General features: G+C 70.3%; 11 protein-coding genes. 2 read left to right on the top strand and 9 right to left on the bottom strand.

Going from position 1 to position 14,567, the window contains the following annotated elements:
• Nucleotides 1-32: 32 nt before the first annotated feature.
• From ACOOHC_RS10855 to npdG, 5 genes are all read right to left on the bottom strand, one after another.
• A complete protein-coding gene (locus tag ACOOHC_RS10855; RefSeq protein ID WP_420450423.1) occupies nucleotides 33-539 on the bottom strand; it encodes an HIT family protein in 507 nt (168 codons plus the stop codon).
• 2 nt (nucleotides 540-541) lie between these two features.
• Nucleotides 542-2,545: a threonine--tRNA ligase gene (gene thrS, locus ACOOHC_RS10860; RefSeq protein WP_420450424.1), complete on the bottom strand. Its 2,004-nt coding sequence runs from the start codon at nucleotides 2,543-2,545 to the stop codon at nucleotides 542-544.
• A 91-nt stretch (nucleotides 2,546-2,636) separates the two neighbouring features.
• On the bottom strand, nucleotides 2,637-3,488 hold the full coding sequence (locus ACOOHC_RS10865) for a lysophospholipid acyltransferase family protein (RefSeq protein ID WP_420450425.1): 852 nt from the start codon (nucleotides 3,486-3,488) through the stop codon (nucleotides 2,637-2,639).
• Between the two features lie 265 nt (nucleotides 3,489-3,753).
• On the bottom strand, nucleotides 3,754-4,872 hold the full coding sequence (locus ACOOHC_RS10870; RefSeq protein WP_420450426.1) for a cysteine--tRNA ligase: 1,119 nt from the start codon (nucleotides 4,870-4,872) through the stop codon (nucleotides 3,754-3,756).
• 14 nt (nucleotides 4,873-4,886) lie between these two features.
• A complete protein-coding gene (gene npdG, locus ACOOHC_RS10875) occupies nucleotides 4,887-5,639 on the bottom strand; it encodes an NADPH-dependent F420 reductase (protein ID WP_420450427.1) in 753 nt (250 codons plus the stop codon).
• A gap of 99 nt (nucleotides 5,640-5,738) precedes the next feature.
• On the opposite strand from npdG, the gene fabI reads away from it, so the two are divergent.
• The gene (gene fabI / locus ACOOHC_RS10880; RefSeq protein WP_420450428.1) at nucleotides 5,739-6,530 is read left to right on the top strand and encodes an enoyl-ACP reductase FabI; all 792 of its coding nucleotides are present in this window, start codon (nucleotides 5,739-5,741) and stop codon (nucleotides 6,528-6,530) included.
• 20 nt (nucleotides 6,531-6,550) lie between these two features.
• On the opposite strand, the gene ACOOHC_RS10885 is transcribed toward fabI, so the two are convergent.
• A complete protein-coding gene (locus ACOOHC_RS10885) occupies nucleotides 6,551-7,384 on the bottom strand; it encodes a hypothetical protein (protein WP_420450429.1) in 834 nt (277 codons plus the stop codon).
• 83 nt (nucleotides 7,385-7,467) lie between these two features.
• Here ACOOHC_RS10885 and ACOOHC_RS10890 point away from each other — a divergent pair, with 83 nt between their 5' ends.
• Entirely contained in the window at nucleotides 7,468-9,507 is a 2,040-nt protein-coding gene (locus ACOOHC_RS10890) for a thioredoxin domain-containing protein (protein ID WP_420450430.1), read from the top strand.
• A 126-nt stretch (nucleotides 9,508-9,633) separates the two neighbouring features.
• On the opposite strand, the gene ACOOHC_RS10895 is transcribed toward ACOOHC_RS10890, so the two are convergent.
• Genes ACOOHC_RS10895 through dnaE form a run of 3 tightly spaced genes read right to left on the bottom strand, consistent with a single transcriptional unit; the run spans nucleotide 9,634 to nucleotide 14,537 of the window.
• On the bottom strand, nucleotides 9,634-10,239 hold the full coding sequence (locus tag ACOOHC_RS10895) for a nitroreductase family protein (protein ID WP_420450431.1): 606 nt from the start codon (nucleotides 10,237-10,239) through the stop codon (nucleotides 9,634-9,636).
• Nucleotides 10,240-10,285: 46 nt separating this feature from the next.
• Complete coding sequence (locus tag ACOOHC_RS10900) at nucleotides 10,286-10,942, bottom strand: hypothetical protein (protein ID WP_420450432.1); 657 nt, start codon at nucleotides 10,940-10,942, stop codon at nucleotides 10,286-10,288.
• A gap of 10 nt (nucleotides 10,943-10,952) precedes the next feature.
• Nucleotides 10,953-14,537: a DNA polymerase III subunit alpha gene (gene dnaE, locus ACOOHC_RS10905; RefSeq protein ID WP_420450433.1), complete on the bottom strand. Its 3,585-nt coding sequence runs from the start codon at nucleotides 14,535-14,537 to the stop codon at nucleotides 10,953-10,955.
• Nucleotides 14,538-14,567: the final 30 nt, after the last annotated feature.

Below are 14,567 nucleotides of genomic sequence, written 5' to 3' on the forward strand. Positions count from 1 at the left end.
ACCCGGCTCGCCACGGCGCTCGGCGCCTCCCCTCAGGGGGCCCAGGCGGAGCGGAGCCGCTCCGCGCTGCGCGCCAGGGACTCGGGCAGGGTCTGGGCGTTGGCCACGGTGGACATGAAGTTCGAGTCGCCGGTCCAGCGGGGGACGACGTGGACGTGCAGGTGCGTGGGCACCGACCCCCCGGCGGGGCGACCGAGGTTCACCCCGACGTTCAACCCGTCGGGCGCGTAGGCGCGGCGCACCACGGCCACCGCGTCGGTCACGGTCGACCACAGCTCGGTCGTCTCGTCGTCGGTGAGATCGGCGAGGTCGGCGACCTCGCGGTACGGCACCACGAGGAGGTGGCCGCTCGTGTACGGGTGGATGTTGAGCACCGCGAAGACCGCCGCTCCCCGGTGCACGATGTGGGTCTCGTCGTCGGGAGCGCCCGAGCGCAGCAGCCGGGTGAACACGCTGCCGTCGACCGCGTCGGGATCGGTGCGCGCGGGTGCGGCCGAGACGTAGCTCGCCCGCCAACCGGACCAGATCCGCTCCAGCACGCTCAGGCCGACAGCGCCGCCGCCGTCGCCCCGTCGACCTCGGCGCGGAACCGCTCGACGAAGGCGTCGAAGGCGACGTCGCGCTCGACGTCGGCCGAGCCCTCGGCGACCAGGTCGGTGCGCGCGTTCACGCCGACGGTGTCGGCGGCGACGTCGTCGTCGCCGACGACGAGGACGTAGGGGATCTTGTCCATCTTCGCCGTGCGGATCCGCTTGCCGAGACCGGTGTCCGCGACGACCACGTCGACGCGGGCGCCGATCGCCGCGAGTCGCTCGGCGACCTTCGCGGCGTGGGGTTGGTGCGCCTCCGCGACCGGCAGGACGCGCACCTGCAGTGGGGCCAGCCACGTCGGGAACGCCCCGGCGTAGTGCTCGACCAGCACCCCGAAGAAGCGCTCGATCGATCCGAACAGCGCCCGGTGCAGCATGATCGGGCGGTGCCGCTCGTTGTCGGTGCCGACGTACTCGAGGCCGAAGCGCTCGGGGAGCTGGAAGTCGGCCTGGATCGTCGACAGCTGCCACGACCGCCCGATCGCGTCGCGCACGTCGATGTCGATCTTGGGTCCGTAGAACGCGGCGTCACCCTCCTTCACCGCGTACTCCAGTCCGTGGTGGTCGAGCGCCGAGCGCAGCGCGGCCGTCGCCTCGTCCCAGATGTCGTCGGAGCCGACGTACTTGTCCGGGTCCTTGGTCGAGAGGTTGAACGTGAAGTCCTCGAACCCGAAGGCGCGCAGCACCGACAGCACGAAGTCGAGCAGGGACGCGATCTCGCCCGCGAGCTGCTCGGCGGTGCAGTAGATGTGGCTGTCGTCCTGGGTGAAGCCGCGGATGCGCAGCAGGCCGTGGAGGGTCCCGGCGCGCTCGTAGCGGTACACGTTGCCGAGCTCGAAGAGGCGCAGCGGCAGCTCGCGGTAGCTGCGCTGGCGGCTGCCGAAGATCAGGCAGTGCATCGGGCAGTTCATCGGCTTCATGTAGTACGTGCCGTTGTCCATCTCCATCGGCGGGTACATCCCGTCGGCGTACCACTGGAGGTGGCCCGAGGTCTCGAACAGGGTGCCGTTCGCGAGGTGCGGGGTGTAGACGAACTCGTAGCCGCCCTGCTCGTGGCGCAGTCGGCTGTAGTCCTCCATCAGCTTGCGCACGATGGCTCCCTTCGGGTGCCACACCGCCAGCCCGCCGCCGAGCTCGGACGGGAAGCTGAGCAGGTCGAGCTCGGTCGCCAGCTTGCGGTGGTCGCGCTTCGCGGCTTCCTCGAGCTGGTGCAGGTGGTCGTTGAGCGCCTGCTTCGACTCCCACGCGGTGCCGTACAGCCGCTGGAGCATCTTCCCCGACTCGTTGCCACGCCAGTGGGCTCCGGCCACCTTCTGCAGCTTGAAGAACGCCAGCCGACCGGTCGAGGGGACGTGGGGGCCGACGCACATGTCGACGAACGTCTCCGAGTTGCGGTACGCGCTGATGATCCCGTCTCCGGCGATCTCGCCCTCGTCGAGCGCGTCGGCGCCCGCGCTCTCCACCCGCTCGATGATCTCGATCTTGTACGGCTGATCGGCGAAGAGCTCCTTGGCCTCGGCCATCGAGTGCTCGGAGCGCTCGAAGGGCTGGTTGGCCCTGACGATCTCCTTCATCCTCGCCTCGATCCGCGCGAGGTCGTCGTCGGCGAAGGTCTGGCCGTCGGGGAGGTCGAAGTCGTAGTAGAAGCCGTTCTCGATCGCCGGTCCGACGGAGAACTTCGCCCCCGGGTACAGCTGGGTGACCGCCTGCGCCAGCACGTGGGCGGTCGAGTGGCGCAGCACGTGGCGCCCGGCCTCGGTGTCGTTGGTGATGATCGCCACCTCGTCGCCGTCGTCGAGCTCGCGCGTCAGATCGGTGTCCGTCCCGTTGACCCTCGCGGCCACGGCGGCCTTCTTCAGGCCCGATCCGATCGAGGCGGCCAGGTCGAGCGGCGTCGACGATCCCGGCAGCTCGCGCTGGGATCCGTCGGGCAGTGACACGGTGATGTTCGACATGATCCGCCCCACGATACGGGCACGGCCAGCGCCGCGATCGGGGGTTTCGCCACGGTCACGCCGTGCGGCGCCGCGTCGTCGATCCGCGGTCTCAGCGCCCGGCGCCGACGAGGCGACGGTCGTCGCGGCCCGGCGGCGGCGTCGGGACCACGACGTCGCGTCCGCCCGGGCGCGTCGTGCAGCGCGCCCGGTCTCCCGCGTCGGCGGGGGCGGCATCGGCCGCCGCCGCACGCGTCGGGCTCGGGGCCGGGGCGGAGCCGGGGGCGGCGCGATCGTCGGAGCCGGCGTAGCGGTGGACGTAGTCGCGGCCGCTGAGTCGGCCGATCTCGAACATCACCTCGTCGATCATCGAGCGGCAGGCCACGTGGGTCGACGGCCGGTCGGAGTAGCGCGCGGGATCGATCGGGTCGCCGACCTCGATCCGGCACGCCGGACCCGGTCGTGGCAACCGAGCGCCGGGCGGCTGGATCGCATCGGTCCCGGTGATCCCCACCGGGTACACCGGGATGCCCGTCTGCAGGGCCAGGCGGGCGGCTCCGGTGCGACCCTTGTGGAGCAGGCCGTCTCGGCTGCGGGTCCCCTCCGGGAAGATGGTGAACAGCTCTCCCCGCTCGAGCACGGTGCGGGCCGCGTCGAGCGCGACGAGCGACTTCGCGCCGTTCCCCCGCTCGATCGGGATCATCCCGAGCGCCGGGAACAGCCGGCGGGTGAGGGCGGAGTCCATGTACTCCGCCTTGCCGACGAAGGACACCGGGCGGGGCAGCTCGGCGAGCAGGAGCACCGAGTCGAGGAAGCTGATGTGGTTCGGGCACAGGATCGCCGGGCCGTCGACCGGCAACCGGTCGAAGCCCACGGCCTCGACGTCCCACAGCCGACGCACGGCGGGCCGTGCGATCGCACGGAACCGACGCTGAGCTGCTCCGGCACCGGGGGTGGTCGTCATCTCGCGCACAGTAGACCCGCGACGTGGACGGATCTTCATCGGCACGTGAACGTCGCGTGAACGAGTCGCGCTCGGTCGGGCGCGTGGTCCTCGATCCACCCGAGCGTCCTCCACGCCCGCTCGGACCGGCCGCGAACCGGTGCGGGGACGTCACCTCGCCCCACCGCGCCGACGACACCGACGACGCTCTCCGCCACCCTCCGCCGACCTCCACCACCCTCCGCCGGCCTCCGCCGAGGCGGCGCACCCGGCGGCACCGACCGCCTCAGTCGAGGTCGACGCCGAGGAGCTCGCTCGCCTCGCGGGTGCCGTGACCGGAAGCGGCCGCCGCGTCGACGAGCTCGACGGCACCGGGGGTGTCGAGATCGTCGTCGAGGCGAGCGCGCACGTCCGCCAGCAGCCCCGGGTTCGAGCCGGCGTTCGCCCGCCACGCATCGAGCCGATCGCGGTTGCGCGGCATGAGCTCGTCGTCCCACTCCCACTCGGTGCGGTAGTGGTGCTCCACGATCCCCAACCGGATCGCCCGGGGGTCCCACTCCTCGCGCAGGCGGTCGACGAACACCAGGTTGCCGCGGCTCTTGGACATCTTCTCGCCGTCCATCGAGATCAGCGCGGTGTGCATCCAGTGGGTCACGAAGCTCTCCCCCGTCGCGGCCTCGGACTGGGCCCGCTCGCACTCGTGGTGGGGGAAGATCAGGTCCGCGCCACCTCCGTGCAGATCGATCGTGGTGCCGAGCTCGCGCAGGGCGAGAGCGGAGCACTCGATGTGCCACCCCGGCCGCCCCGCTCCCCACAGGGTGTCCCACGACGGTTCGTCGCTCGCCGAGGGGTGCCACAGCACGAAGTCGAGCGGGTTGCGCTTGTTCGGGTCGTCGACCTGGCCGCCGCGCTCGGCCGCCAAGGCCAGCATCTCCTCCTCGGTGTGGTGGCTGAGCGTGCCGAAGGACGGGAAGGTGGACACGTCGAAGTAGACCGAGCCGCCAGCCTCGTAGGCGTGGCCACGGTCGATGACCATCCCGATGAAGCCGCGGATGTCGGGGATCGCGGACGACGCCCGGGGGGTCGAGGCGACCGGGAGCGCGTTCAGCGCCTCCATGTCCCGCTCGAAGCGCGCCTCCTCCCCCGCCGCCAGGTCGAGGTAGTGGATGCCGAGCTCGCGCGCCTTGGCGAACAGGGGGTCGTCGACGTCGGTGACGTTGCGCACGCAGGTCACCGTGTGGCCCCGGTCGATCAGCCGGCGCTGCAGCACGTCGTACGCGATGAAGGTGGCCGCGTGGCCGAGGTGGGTCGAGTCGTAGGGGGTGATGCCGCAGGTGTACATCAGCACGTCGTCACCCGGCTCGAACGGGACCACCGCGCGCCGGGCGGTGTCGTACAGCTGCATCGGAGCCGGCACGCTCACCCCTGATCGGCGACGAGCTCGTCGTCCGACGCCTCCGCGGCGTCCCCGCCCGGGACGTCCCCGACCGATGCGACCGATCGCTCGAGGGTGATCCCGGTCAGCTTCGGCGCCACCCGGGTCTTGTAGCGCACGTTGAGCTGCAGCAGGACGGCGGTGAACGCCTCGATCGCCGTCGCGTTGGACAGCTCCCCGGCGTCGAGCGGGCGGCACCCGGGCATGTTCCACACGATGTCGCTCACCTCGGCGACGGCCGACGGGTCGTCACCGCAGATGAGCACGTCGGAGTCGATCGGCTCCTCGATGTTGCCGAGCTCGGTGGCGGGCAGGTGGTGGAACGCGGCGACGAGGCGGCAGCGCGGCACGGCGGCCTGGACGTGCGCGGCGACGCTGCCACGCGGGGGGACGAGCGGCTGGAACTCCTTGTTGACCCGCACGAGCGCGTTCGCCATCGAGATGACGATCTTGCCGTCGAGCGCCGGCTCGTTCTCCTGGGCCGTGCGCGCCGCGGAGTCCCACGGGGTCGCGATGACCACGATCTCGGCGTCGGCCGCGGCCTCGTTGTCACCGAAGTGCAGCAGGTCGTCGAGGTGCGGCCAGCGTTCGATCAGGGTGTCGCGCGCCTCCATCGCCCGGTACTTCGAGCGCGACCCGATGATCGCGGGGTACCCGATGCTCGCGAGGCGAGCGGCGAGACCGCTGCCCGCGGGCCCGGTGCCACCGAGGATGCCGATGCGCGGGGTGCTGCTCACGGCCACAGCGTTGCACATCGCACGGTGCACGGCCCAAGGCACCGAGCCCACGCCGCACCCTCGACGCACCTGGGCCGGGAGGCACTACGGTCCGAGGACATGGGACTGCTGGACGGCAAGAGGATCGTGGTCACCGGGGTGCTCACCGACGACTCGCTGGCCTTCGGCGTGGCACGGATCGCGCTGGCCGAGGGCGCGGAGATCGTGCTCACCGGTGCCGGCCGCGGCCTGAAGCTGACCCGGCGCACCGCACGCAAGCTGGCGCACCCGGCCGGTGACGAGATCGAGGTGCTCGAGCTCGACGTCACCGAGCCCGAGCACGGGGTGGCGGTGCGCGAGGCGCTGCTCGAGCGATGGGGTCGCGTCGACGGCGTGCTGCACGCGATCGGCTTCGCCCCCGAGTCGTGCCTCGGCGACGACTTCATGGCCGCCGAGTGGGACGACGTCGCGACGGCGATGCACATCTCGGCGTACTCGCTCAAGGCCCTCGCGGACGCGTTCGTCCCCCTGATGACCGCGCCCCACGGATCGGGCGGCTCGATCGTCGGCCTCGACTTCGACAACCGCCAGGCGTGGCCCGCGTACAACTGGATGGGGGTCGCCAAGTCGGCCCTGCAGTCGGTGTCGCGGTACCTCGCGAAGGAGCTCGGTCCGCAGGGCATCCGGTGCAACCTCGTCGCCGCCGGGCCGATCAAGACCATGGCCGCCAAGTCGATCCCGGGGTTCGCGCGCTTCGAGGACGTGTGGGACGAGCGGGCCCCGCTGGGCTGGGACGTCACCGACTCCGAACCGGTGGCGCGCACGGTGGTCGCGATGCTCAGCGACTGGTTCCCGGCGACGACGGGCGAGATCGTCCACGTCGACGGCGGCTACCACGCCGTCGGCGCCTGACGCCCGGCGGGCCCGATGCCTCAGGCCGGGTTCCGAGCCGGTTCACCGTCGTCGCCGCCCGCCCCGTCGGCATCGGCATCGGCACCGGCATCGGCATCGGCATCGGCATCGGCATCGGCATCGGCATCGGCATCGGCATCGGCGAGGATCCCGGCGAAGCCGCCCTTGACCAGCCACGACGCCCCGAACGCGACGACGGCGACCGACTCCCAGAAGAACACCTGGTCGAGGTCGAACAGGTTCGACACCCCGATCGCGGCGATCGAGAGCAGGATCAGCCAGCCGCACACCCGGTAGACGAGGTTGCGGCGCACCTTGTTCGGCGTCATCGTCGAGAGGTGCTCGGGGGCGGTGCGCACGAGCCGCAGCAGGCGGTCGCGCCACGGGGTCGAGGCGACCACCTCCCCTCCGGTCTTGGTGAACTGGTAGAGCGAGAACCAGGCGAGCAGCGCGAACAGCACGCCGGCGCACACGAGGTGCACCGTGGCCACGACCGCGGCCCCTCCCGTCGCCTCGCTGCCGCTGCTCGCCGTCGGCAGCAGGGCGACCGCGACGGCGAACCCGCTCGCGATCGTGCTGACCAGGTTGTCGACGTGGCGGCCGGGGCGGTTCACGTACTCGTAGGAGAGGAAGAACACCGCGAGGGCGAACAGCGACCCGACGAACCACCCCCCGGTGCGCTCGTAGTAGTAGATGCTGATCGAGCCGAGCGGGATCGGGCTGGCGCCGGGCTCGTCGTCGATGCGATCGATGATCACGTCGCCGCCGAGGACGACGAGCGGCAGGGTCACCGCGATCAGCCCGACGACCTCGCGCAGGAACCCGTAGGCGTCCGACGACGGGTCGGTGTCCATCGCCCGATGCTAGGGCGGCAGGGCTCGTCCGGGCGGGGTGGGGCGAGGCTCACCCCCTGCCGTCGGTGGGTACCCTCGACGCGGTGAACCGCCTGGCCGACGAGACCTCCCCGTACCTCCGACAGCACCGCGACAACCCGGTCGACTGGTACCCGTGGGGGCCCGAGGCCTTCGCGGCGGCGCGCGAGCGCGACGTCCCGGTGCTGCTGTCGGTCGGGTACTCGGCCTGCCACTGGTGCCACGTGATGGCGCACGAGTGCTTCGAGGACGACGAGGTCGCGGCACGGATGAACGAGCTGTTCGTCAACGTCAAGGTCGATCGCGAGGAGCGGCCCGACGTCGATCAGCTGTACATGGACGCGGTGCAGGCGATGACCGGCCGCGGCGGGTGGCCGATGACGGTGTTCACGACCCCCGACGCGAAGCCCTTCTACGGGGGGACCTACTTCCCCCGCGACACGTTCCTCGCGCTGATGGAGTCGGTCGACGACGTCTACCGCAACAAGCCCGACGACGTGGCGACCAACACGGCCGCGCTCGTCGAGGCGATCGACACCACCGCCGGGCTGACCCCGTCGGACGAGATCCCGACCGTCGAGCAGCTGAACACCTCGGTGCAGACCCTCGCCCGGGCGTTCGACCCGGAGTGGGGCGGGTTCGGCAGCCCTCCGAAGTTCCCCTCGACGTTCAACATCGAGCTGATCCTGCGGGCGTACATGACGAGCGGCGCGGACGCCGCGAAGCGAATCGTGGAGACGACCCTCGACGCGATGGCGTCCGGCGGGCTCTACGACCACATCGGCGGCGGGTTCGCCCGCTACTCGACCGACCGCGAGTGGATGGTCCCCCACTTCGAGAAGATGCTGCCCGACCAGGCGCTGCTCGCCCAGACCTACCTGCACGGGCTCGTCGTGATGCGCCGACCCGAGTGGCGCCAGGTCGTCCAGGAGACGATCGAGTACGTGCTGCGCGAGCTGCGACACGACGACGGCGGGTTCCTCTCGGCGCAGGACGCCGACTCCCCCGGCCCCGACGGGGTCCCGGTCGAGGGCCTGTTCCACACCTGGACGACCGAGGAGGTGCGCGCCGCGCTGGCGCGCGTCAAGCCCGAGATCGTCGCGGAGACGCTGGAGTGGTGGTCGATCAACGACGAGGGCGACCTCGACGGCGACGGCGCCGGGCGGAACATCCCCAACCGTGCGCACCACCGCGGCGAGCTCGTGAGGACCCGCGAGCTCGAGGCCACCCGCCGCCTCCTGTTCGACGCCCGCGAGCAGCGTCCGAAGCCCGCCACCGATGACAAGGTGCTGCTCGAGTGGAACGCCCTGTTCCTGTCGAGCCTGAGCCAGGCCGGCGCCGTGTTCGCGCATCGCCCGTGGCTCGACGCGGCGATCGCGAACGCCGAGTTCCTGATCGACAACATGCGCGGCGCCAACGGCCGGTGGTACCGCTCGTGGCAGGCCGACGGCGTCCCGCCGGCGCGCCACGACGCTCTCGCCGCCGACCACGCCGCCCTCGTCGACGCGTTCACCCGGTTGGCGGAGGCGACGGGCGAGGCGCGCTGGATCCACGAGGCGCGCGCCACGGCCGACACGATGCTCGACTGGTTCTTCGATCCGGTCGAAGGTGGTCTGTTCACGACCGCCGAGGACGGGGAGCACCTCATCGTGCGCCAGAAGGACCTCTCCGACACGGCGACCCCGTCGGCCAACTCGCTCGGAGCGCTCGCCCTGTACCGGCTCGCCTCGCTGACCGGCGAGATGCGCTACCGGAACCAGGCCGACCGCATCCTGCAGCTGCTCGCGGCGCGGCTCGAGGGGAGGGTCGGGTTGCACTCCAACGCGCTGCTCGCCACCGACATCGCGCGGCGTGGGGCCACCGAGGTGGTGATCGTCGGCGACGACGACCACGACATGTCCGAGTTCGTGCGGGTCGCGCACTCGATCTGGCGACCCGACGTCGTGCTCGCCTGGGGGGAGCCCTACGACTCCCCGCTCTGGGAGGGCCGCACCCCCGGCCACGCGTACGTGTGCCGTGACCACGTCTGCGCCGCCCCGGTGACCACCAAGGAGGACTTCATCGAAGCCCTGACCGGGATGCGCCCGGCGACCCCGTCCGACTGACGACCCCCTCCGGCCGACCACCCCGCCGATCGACCACCCGGTCGGACGACGGGTCGGACGGTCGACCACCCCGTCCGATCGATGCCCCGGTCCGATGACGGGTCGGCCGGTCGAGCGGCGGGCGCGTCACCAGCCGCCGCGGTGGACGATCTCGGCGGGGGTGCGACGGGGGCGGCTGGCGGACCGGCCCCGGCCGGCGGGCTCGGGGTGCGGGCGGCCGAGGGCGACGGCGCCGATCGTCACCATCCGCTCGGGCACCCCGAGCGAGGCGCGGATCTCCTCCTCGGAGCGGAACACGGCGAACAGGAGCGCACCGAGGCCCTCGTCCTCCGCGGCGAGCAGCAGCGTCATCACCGCCATCGACGCGTCGATCGTCCAGTACGGGGCCGGCCACGCCTCGACCCCTGCGCCGAGGCCGGTGCTCGACTTGTCGTCCTGCGCGTAGCGCTCGACGTAGGCGTGGGGGTCGGCGAACGCGAGGAGCACGACCGGAGCGTCGAGCAGGTGCGACCACCGGAAGGTCGCTCGCCGCTCGCGCGGCAGCGCGACGTCCCAGTACCGCGCCGTCTCGTCGCCCTCGAGCGCCACCAGGTGCCACCCCTGCGACTTGCCGGCGCTCGGAGCACGCCCCGCGAGGTCGACCAGGCGATCGAGCTGGCCGTGATCGAGCGGCTCGGGCGCGAACGCCCGGGTCATCCGACGGTTGCGGACGACCTCGGTGAACTCCGTCATCGTCGCGGACGGTGAGCTCGACGGAGACGGCGCCGGCCGGCGGGGCTCAGCGCTTGCCGAGCTTGACGAGGTCCTCGGCCATCGTCCAGCCGTACACCACCATCGCTCCGCCCTTGTCGGCGGGCACCTCGCTCATCATCTCGACGAGGTCGGCGTCGAGCTTGGACGCATCGGCCGACTCGAAGTCGAGGTAGCCGTCCTGGGCTCCGGCGCTCGCGATGAACTTCTTCGCGTCGTACTTCTTGTCGACCGAGAACCGCTTCGCGAGGCGGCGGCCCCAGGCGCGCTCCTCGCCGACCGCGTCGACGCCGGGCGACGGCGTCACGCCGTCGAGGTCCTTGAACGCCGCTCGGGCGTCGGCGTTGACGAAGCGGCACCCCACCACGACGTCCTCGTCGGGGAAGGCCATCAGGGCTCGGTGGTACGCCTCGCTCATCAGACCCCTCAGCACCTGGTCACGCTTGGCCGAGCGCTTGACGCTCATCAGGCCGATCAGCACGCAGGGCGTCCCTCCGATCCGCTCCAGGGTCGAGAAGGTGAACCCGTGGAGCGCACCTCCGAAGCGAGCCGTCGTGACGAGGACCCAGTCCTCCTGGGCCTTCGAGAGCTGGCCGGCGGTGAAGGCTTCCTCCATCGAGGCCAGCTCGTCGAGGTCGGTGTCTTCCAAGGCGGAGGCGTCATTGGTCACAACATCGAGAGCCATCGACCCCATTCTACAGCAGGACCGCCTCGTGGCCGAATGCCATGCGCAGCTCGCCGACCACCCGGTCCAGATCGACGCGGAACTCGTCGGAGAGCTTGAGCACCTTGCGCTGACCGACGTCGACGAGCACCACCGAGTCACCCGGGTACTCCTTCACGATCCGCTTCAGGCGCTGCACCTTCAGCTCGTCGAGGCTCGGCGCCGGCAACCGCAGGCGCAGCGGCGGAGCCGGACCGTCGGAGAGGCCCTGCAGCACGGTGATCGTCTGGCCGATCACGCCGAAGCGCGACTCGTCGCGCCGGTCGAGGCGCCCCTTCACGGACACGATGAGGTCGTCTTCGAGCTTGTGGCCCTGCTCGACCAGGGTGCGCGGGAAGATCGTGACCTCGATCGACGCGTCGAGGTCCTCGAGCACGAACACCGCCATCTGGTCGCCCTTCTTGGTGAACTTGCGGGCGAGGTTCGTGATGACCCCGCCGACGACCACCGCGGTGCCGTCGTCCATGTTCGGCAGGTCGATCAGGTGGTGCTCCACCTTGCGCCGCAGCGCCGACTCGACGCCGAACAGGGGGTGGTCGGACACGTACAGCCCGAGCATCTCCTTCTCGTAGCGGAGCTTGTCGGACTTGTCGAACTCCATGTCAATGGGGATCGGGGTGCGCTCGTCGAAGGACCCGGCGTCGTCGGAGCCGGCGTCGTCGTCACCCCAGTCGCCGAACAGCGACATCACCCCCTTCTCGGCTTCGCGGCGGCGCTGGACGGTGGTGTCGATGATGTGCTCGAAGACGGTGAGCAGGGCGCGGCGGTCGTGCCCCAGCGAGTCGAACCCCCCGCCCTTGATCAACGACTCGATGGTCCGCTTGTTCAGCACGGCCTCGGGGACCCGCTCGACGAAGTCGTGGAAGCTGCTGAACTCGCCGTTCTCGTCGCGCTCGGCGAGGAGCTGCGCGACGAGGCCCTCGCCGACGTTGCGAACCGCCGAGAGCCCGAACGTGATCGCGCCGGGGCTGCCGACCGGGACGGTCACCCCGTCGGGGAGCTCGTCGGGGGACAGCGCGCCGAAGTTCGTCAGCGACCGGTTCACGTCGGGCGGCAGCACCTTGATGCCCATCGAGCGGCAGTCCGACAGGTAGGTGGCGGCCTTGTCGAGGTTGTTCTTCACGCTCGTCAGCAGCGATGCGATGTACTCGACCGGGTAGTGCGCCTTCATGTACGCGGTCTGGTACGTGATCAGCCCGTAGCCGAACGTGTGGCTCTTGTTGAACGCGTAGTCGGCGAACTTCTCGATGATGTCGAACAGCATCGGGCCCATCTCGTCGCCGTAGCCCTGCTCGACGACCCCGTCCTCGAACGCCTGGCGCGCCTGCGCCATGACCTCGCGCGACTTCTTGCCCATCGCCTTGCGCAGGTTGTCGGCCTCGGCGAGGGAGTACCCGGCGAACTTCTGCGCCACGCGCATCACGCTCTCCTGGTAGATCATCAGCCCGTAGGTGTCTCCGAGGACGTCCTTCGCGTCCTCGTGGAAGTAGCTGACGTCCTGACGCCCGTTCATCCGATCGGCGAAGTCGTAGTGCATGTTCACCGACATCGGGCCCGGCCGGTAGAGGGCGAGCACGGCCGCGATGTGCGGGAACGTGGTCGGCTCCATCGCCTTGAGCAACTGGCGCATCGGCGGCGACTCGAGCTGGAAGATCCCGATCGTGTCGCCGCGCGCCAGCAGCTCGTAGGTCCTCGGGTCGTCGAGCGGGGTCGTCTCGATGTCGAAGTCGGGGTCGTGGCGCTCCTTGATCATGACCTCGGCGTCGGAGATGACGTCGAGGTTGCGCAGACCGAGGAAGTCCATCTTCAGCAGGCCGAGCGACTCGACCCCGTGCATCTCGTACTGCGTGACGACCGGGGCGTCCTCGGGGTCCTTGCCGGACTCGGGTTTGCGTTGGATCGGCACGTACTCGGTGACCGGGTCCTTGGTGATCACCACGGCGGCCGCGTGGATCCCGTCGGAGCGCTTGAGCCCCTCGAGCCCCTTGGCGACGTCGATCACCTTCTTGATGTCGGGATCGGTGTCGTACATCGCACGCAGGTCGGCGGCCGCCTTGTAGCCGTCCGCGTACTTCGGGTGCTGCTCGAAGCAGTACTTCAACGGGGTGTCGCGGCCCATCACCAGCGGCGGCATCGCCTTGGCGATCTTGTCGCCCACCCCGTAGGGGTAGCCGAGCACGCGCGCGGCGTCGCGCGCCGCGTTGCGCGCCTTGATCGACCCGAACGTCACGATCTGGGCGACGTGCTCGCGCCCGTAGCGCTCGGCCGCGTAGCGGATCATCTCGTCGCGGTAGCGCGTCTCGAAGTCCATGTCGATGTCGGGCATCGAGATGCGGCTCGGGTTGAGGAACCGCTCGAACAGCAGGTCGTACTCGATCGGGTCGAGGTCGGTGATCCACAGGCAGTAGGCCACCGCGCAGCCGGCTGCGGACCCACGCCCCGGCCCGACGCGGATCCCGTTGTCGCGGGCGTGCTTGATGAGGTCCCAGGTGATCAGGAAGTAGGAGGCGAACCCCATGTCGCAGATCACCGACAGCTCGTAGGCCAACCGCTCGACCGCGGCCTTCGGGACGTCGTGGCCCCATCGCTTCTCGGCGCCCTGCTGGGTGAGGTGGCGCAGGTAGGCCTCGTCGTCGTCGAAGCCGTCGGGGAGGGGGAAGTTCGGCAGCAGCGGCTTGCCGAACTCGATCTCGACGTTCGCCCGCTCCGCGATCCACAGCGAGTTGTCGCACGCCGAGGGGATCTCGCGGAACAGGTACCGCATCTCGGCTGCGGTCTTCAGGTAGTGGTCGCTGCCCTCGAACTTGAACCGCTTCGGGTCGGACATCAGCGACCCGGTCTGCACGCACAGCAGCGCGTCGTGCGCGTCGTGGTCGTGCTGGTGGGTGTAGTGGCTGTCGTTCGTGGCGAGCAGCGGCGCCTGGATCTTGCGTGCGATCTCGAGCAGCTTCGGGTTGGTCTCGGCCTGCGCCGGGATCCCGTGGTCCTGGATCTCGATGAAGAAGCCGTCGCGGCCGAAGATGTCCTGCAGGCGTGCCGCCTTCTCCAGCGCACCGGCGTCGTCGCCGTTCAGCAGCGACTGCAGGACGTGACCACCGAGGCAGCCGCTCGTCGCGATGATCCCCTCGGAGTACTTCTCGAGCAGCTCCCAGTCCATCCGCGGCTTGTAGTAGTAGCCCTCCATGAACGCGAGCGACGAGAGCTGGATGAGGTTGCGGTACCCGACGTCGTTCTCGGCCAGCAGGATCAGGTGGTAGTAGAGCTTGTTGCCGCCCTGGGTCTCGCCACCCGAGTCGTCGACCCGGCCGCGCCGAGAGGGCCGCTCGGACCGGTGGTCGTGGGCCATGTAGGCCTCGGTACCGATGATCGGCTTGATGCCCTGGCTGTTGCACTCCTTGTAGAAGTCCAACGTGCCGTACATGTTGCCGTGGTCGGTCATGCCGATCGCGGGCTGGCCGTCCCCCACCGCCTTGGCCACCATCTCGTCGAGTCGCGACGCTCCGTCGAGCATGGAGAACTCGGTGTGGACGTGGAGGTGGGTGAAGGAGTCGGCCATGGGAGGCGACCCAAATTACTCGCGTGTGAG

Source organism: Ilumatobacter sp., assembly GCF_965215205.1.
Classification (GTDB): Bacteria; Actinomycetota; Acidimicrobiia; order Acidimicrobiales; family Ilumatobacteraceae; genus Ilumatobacter_A.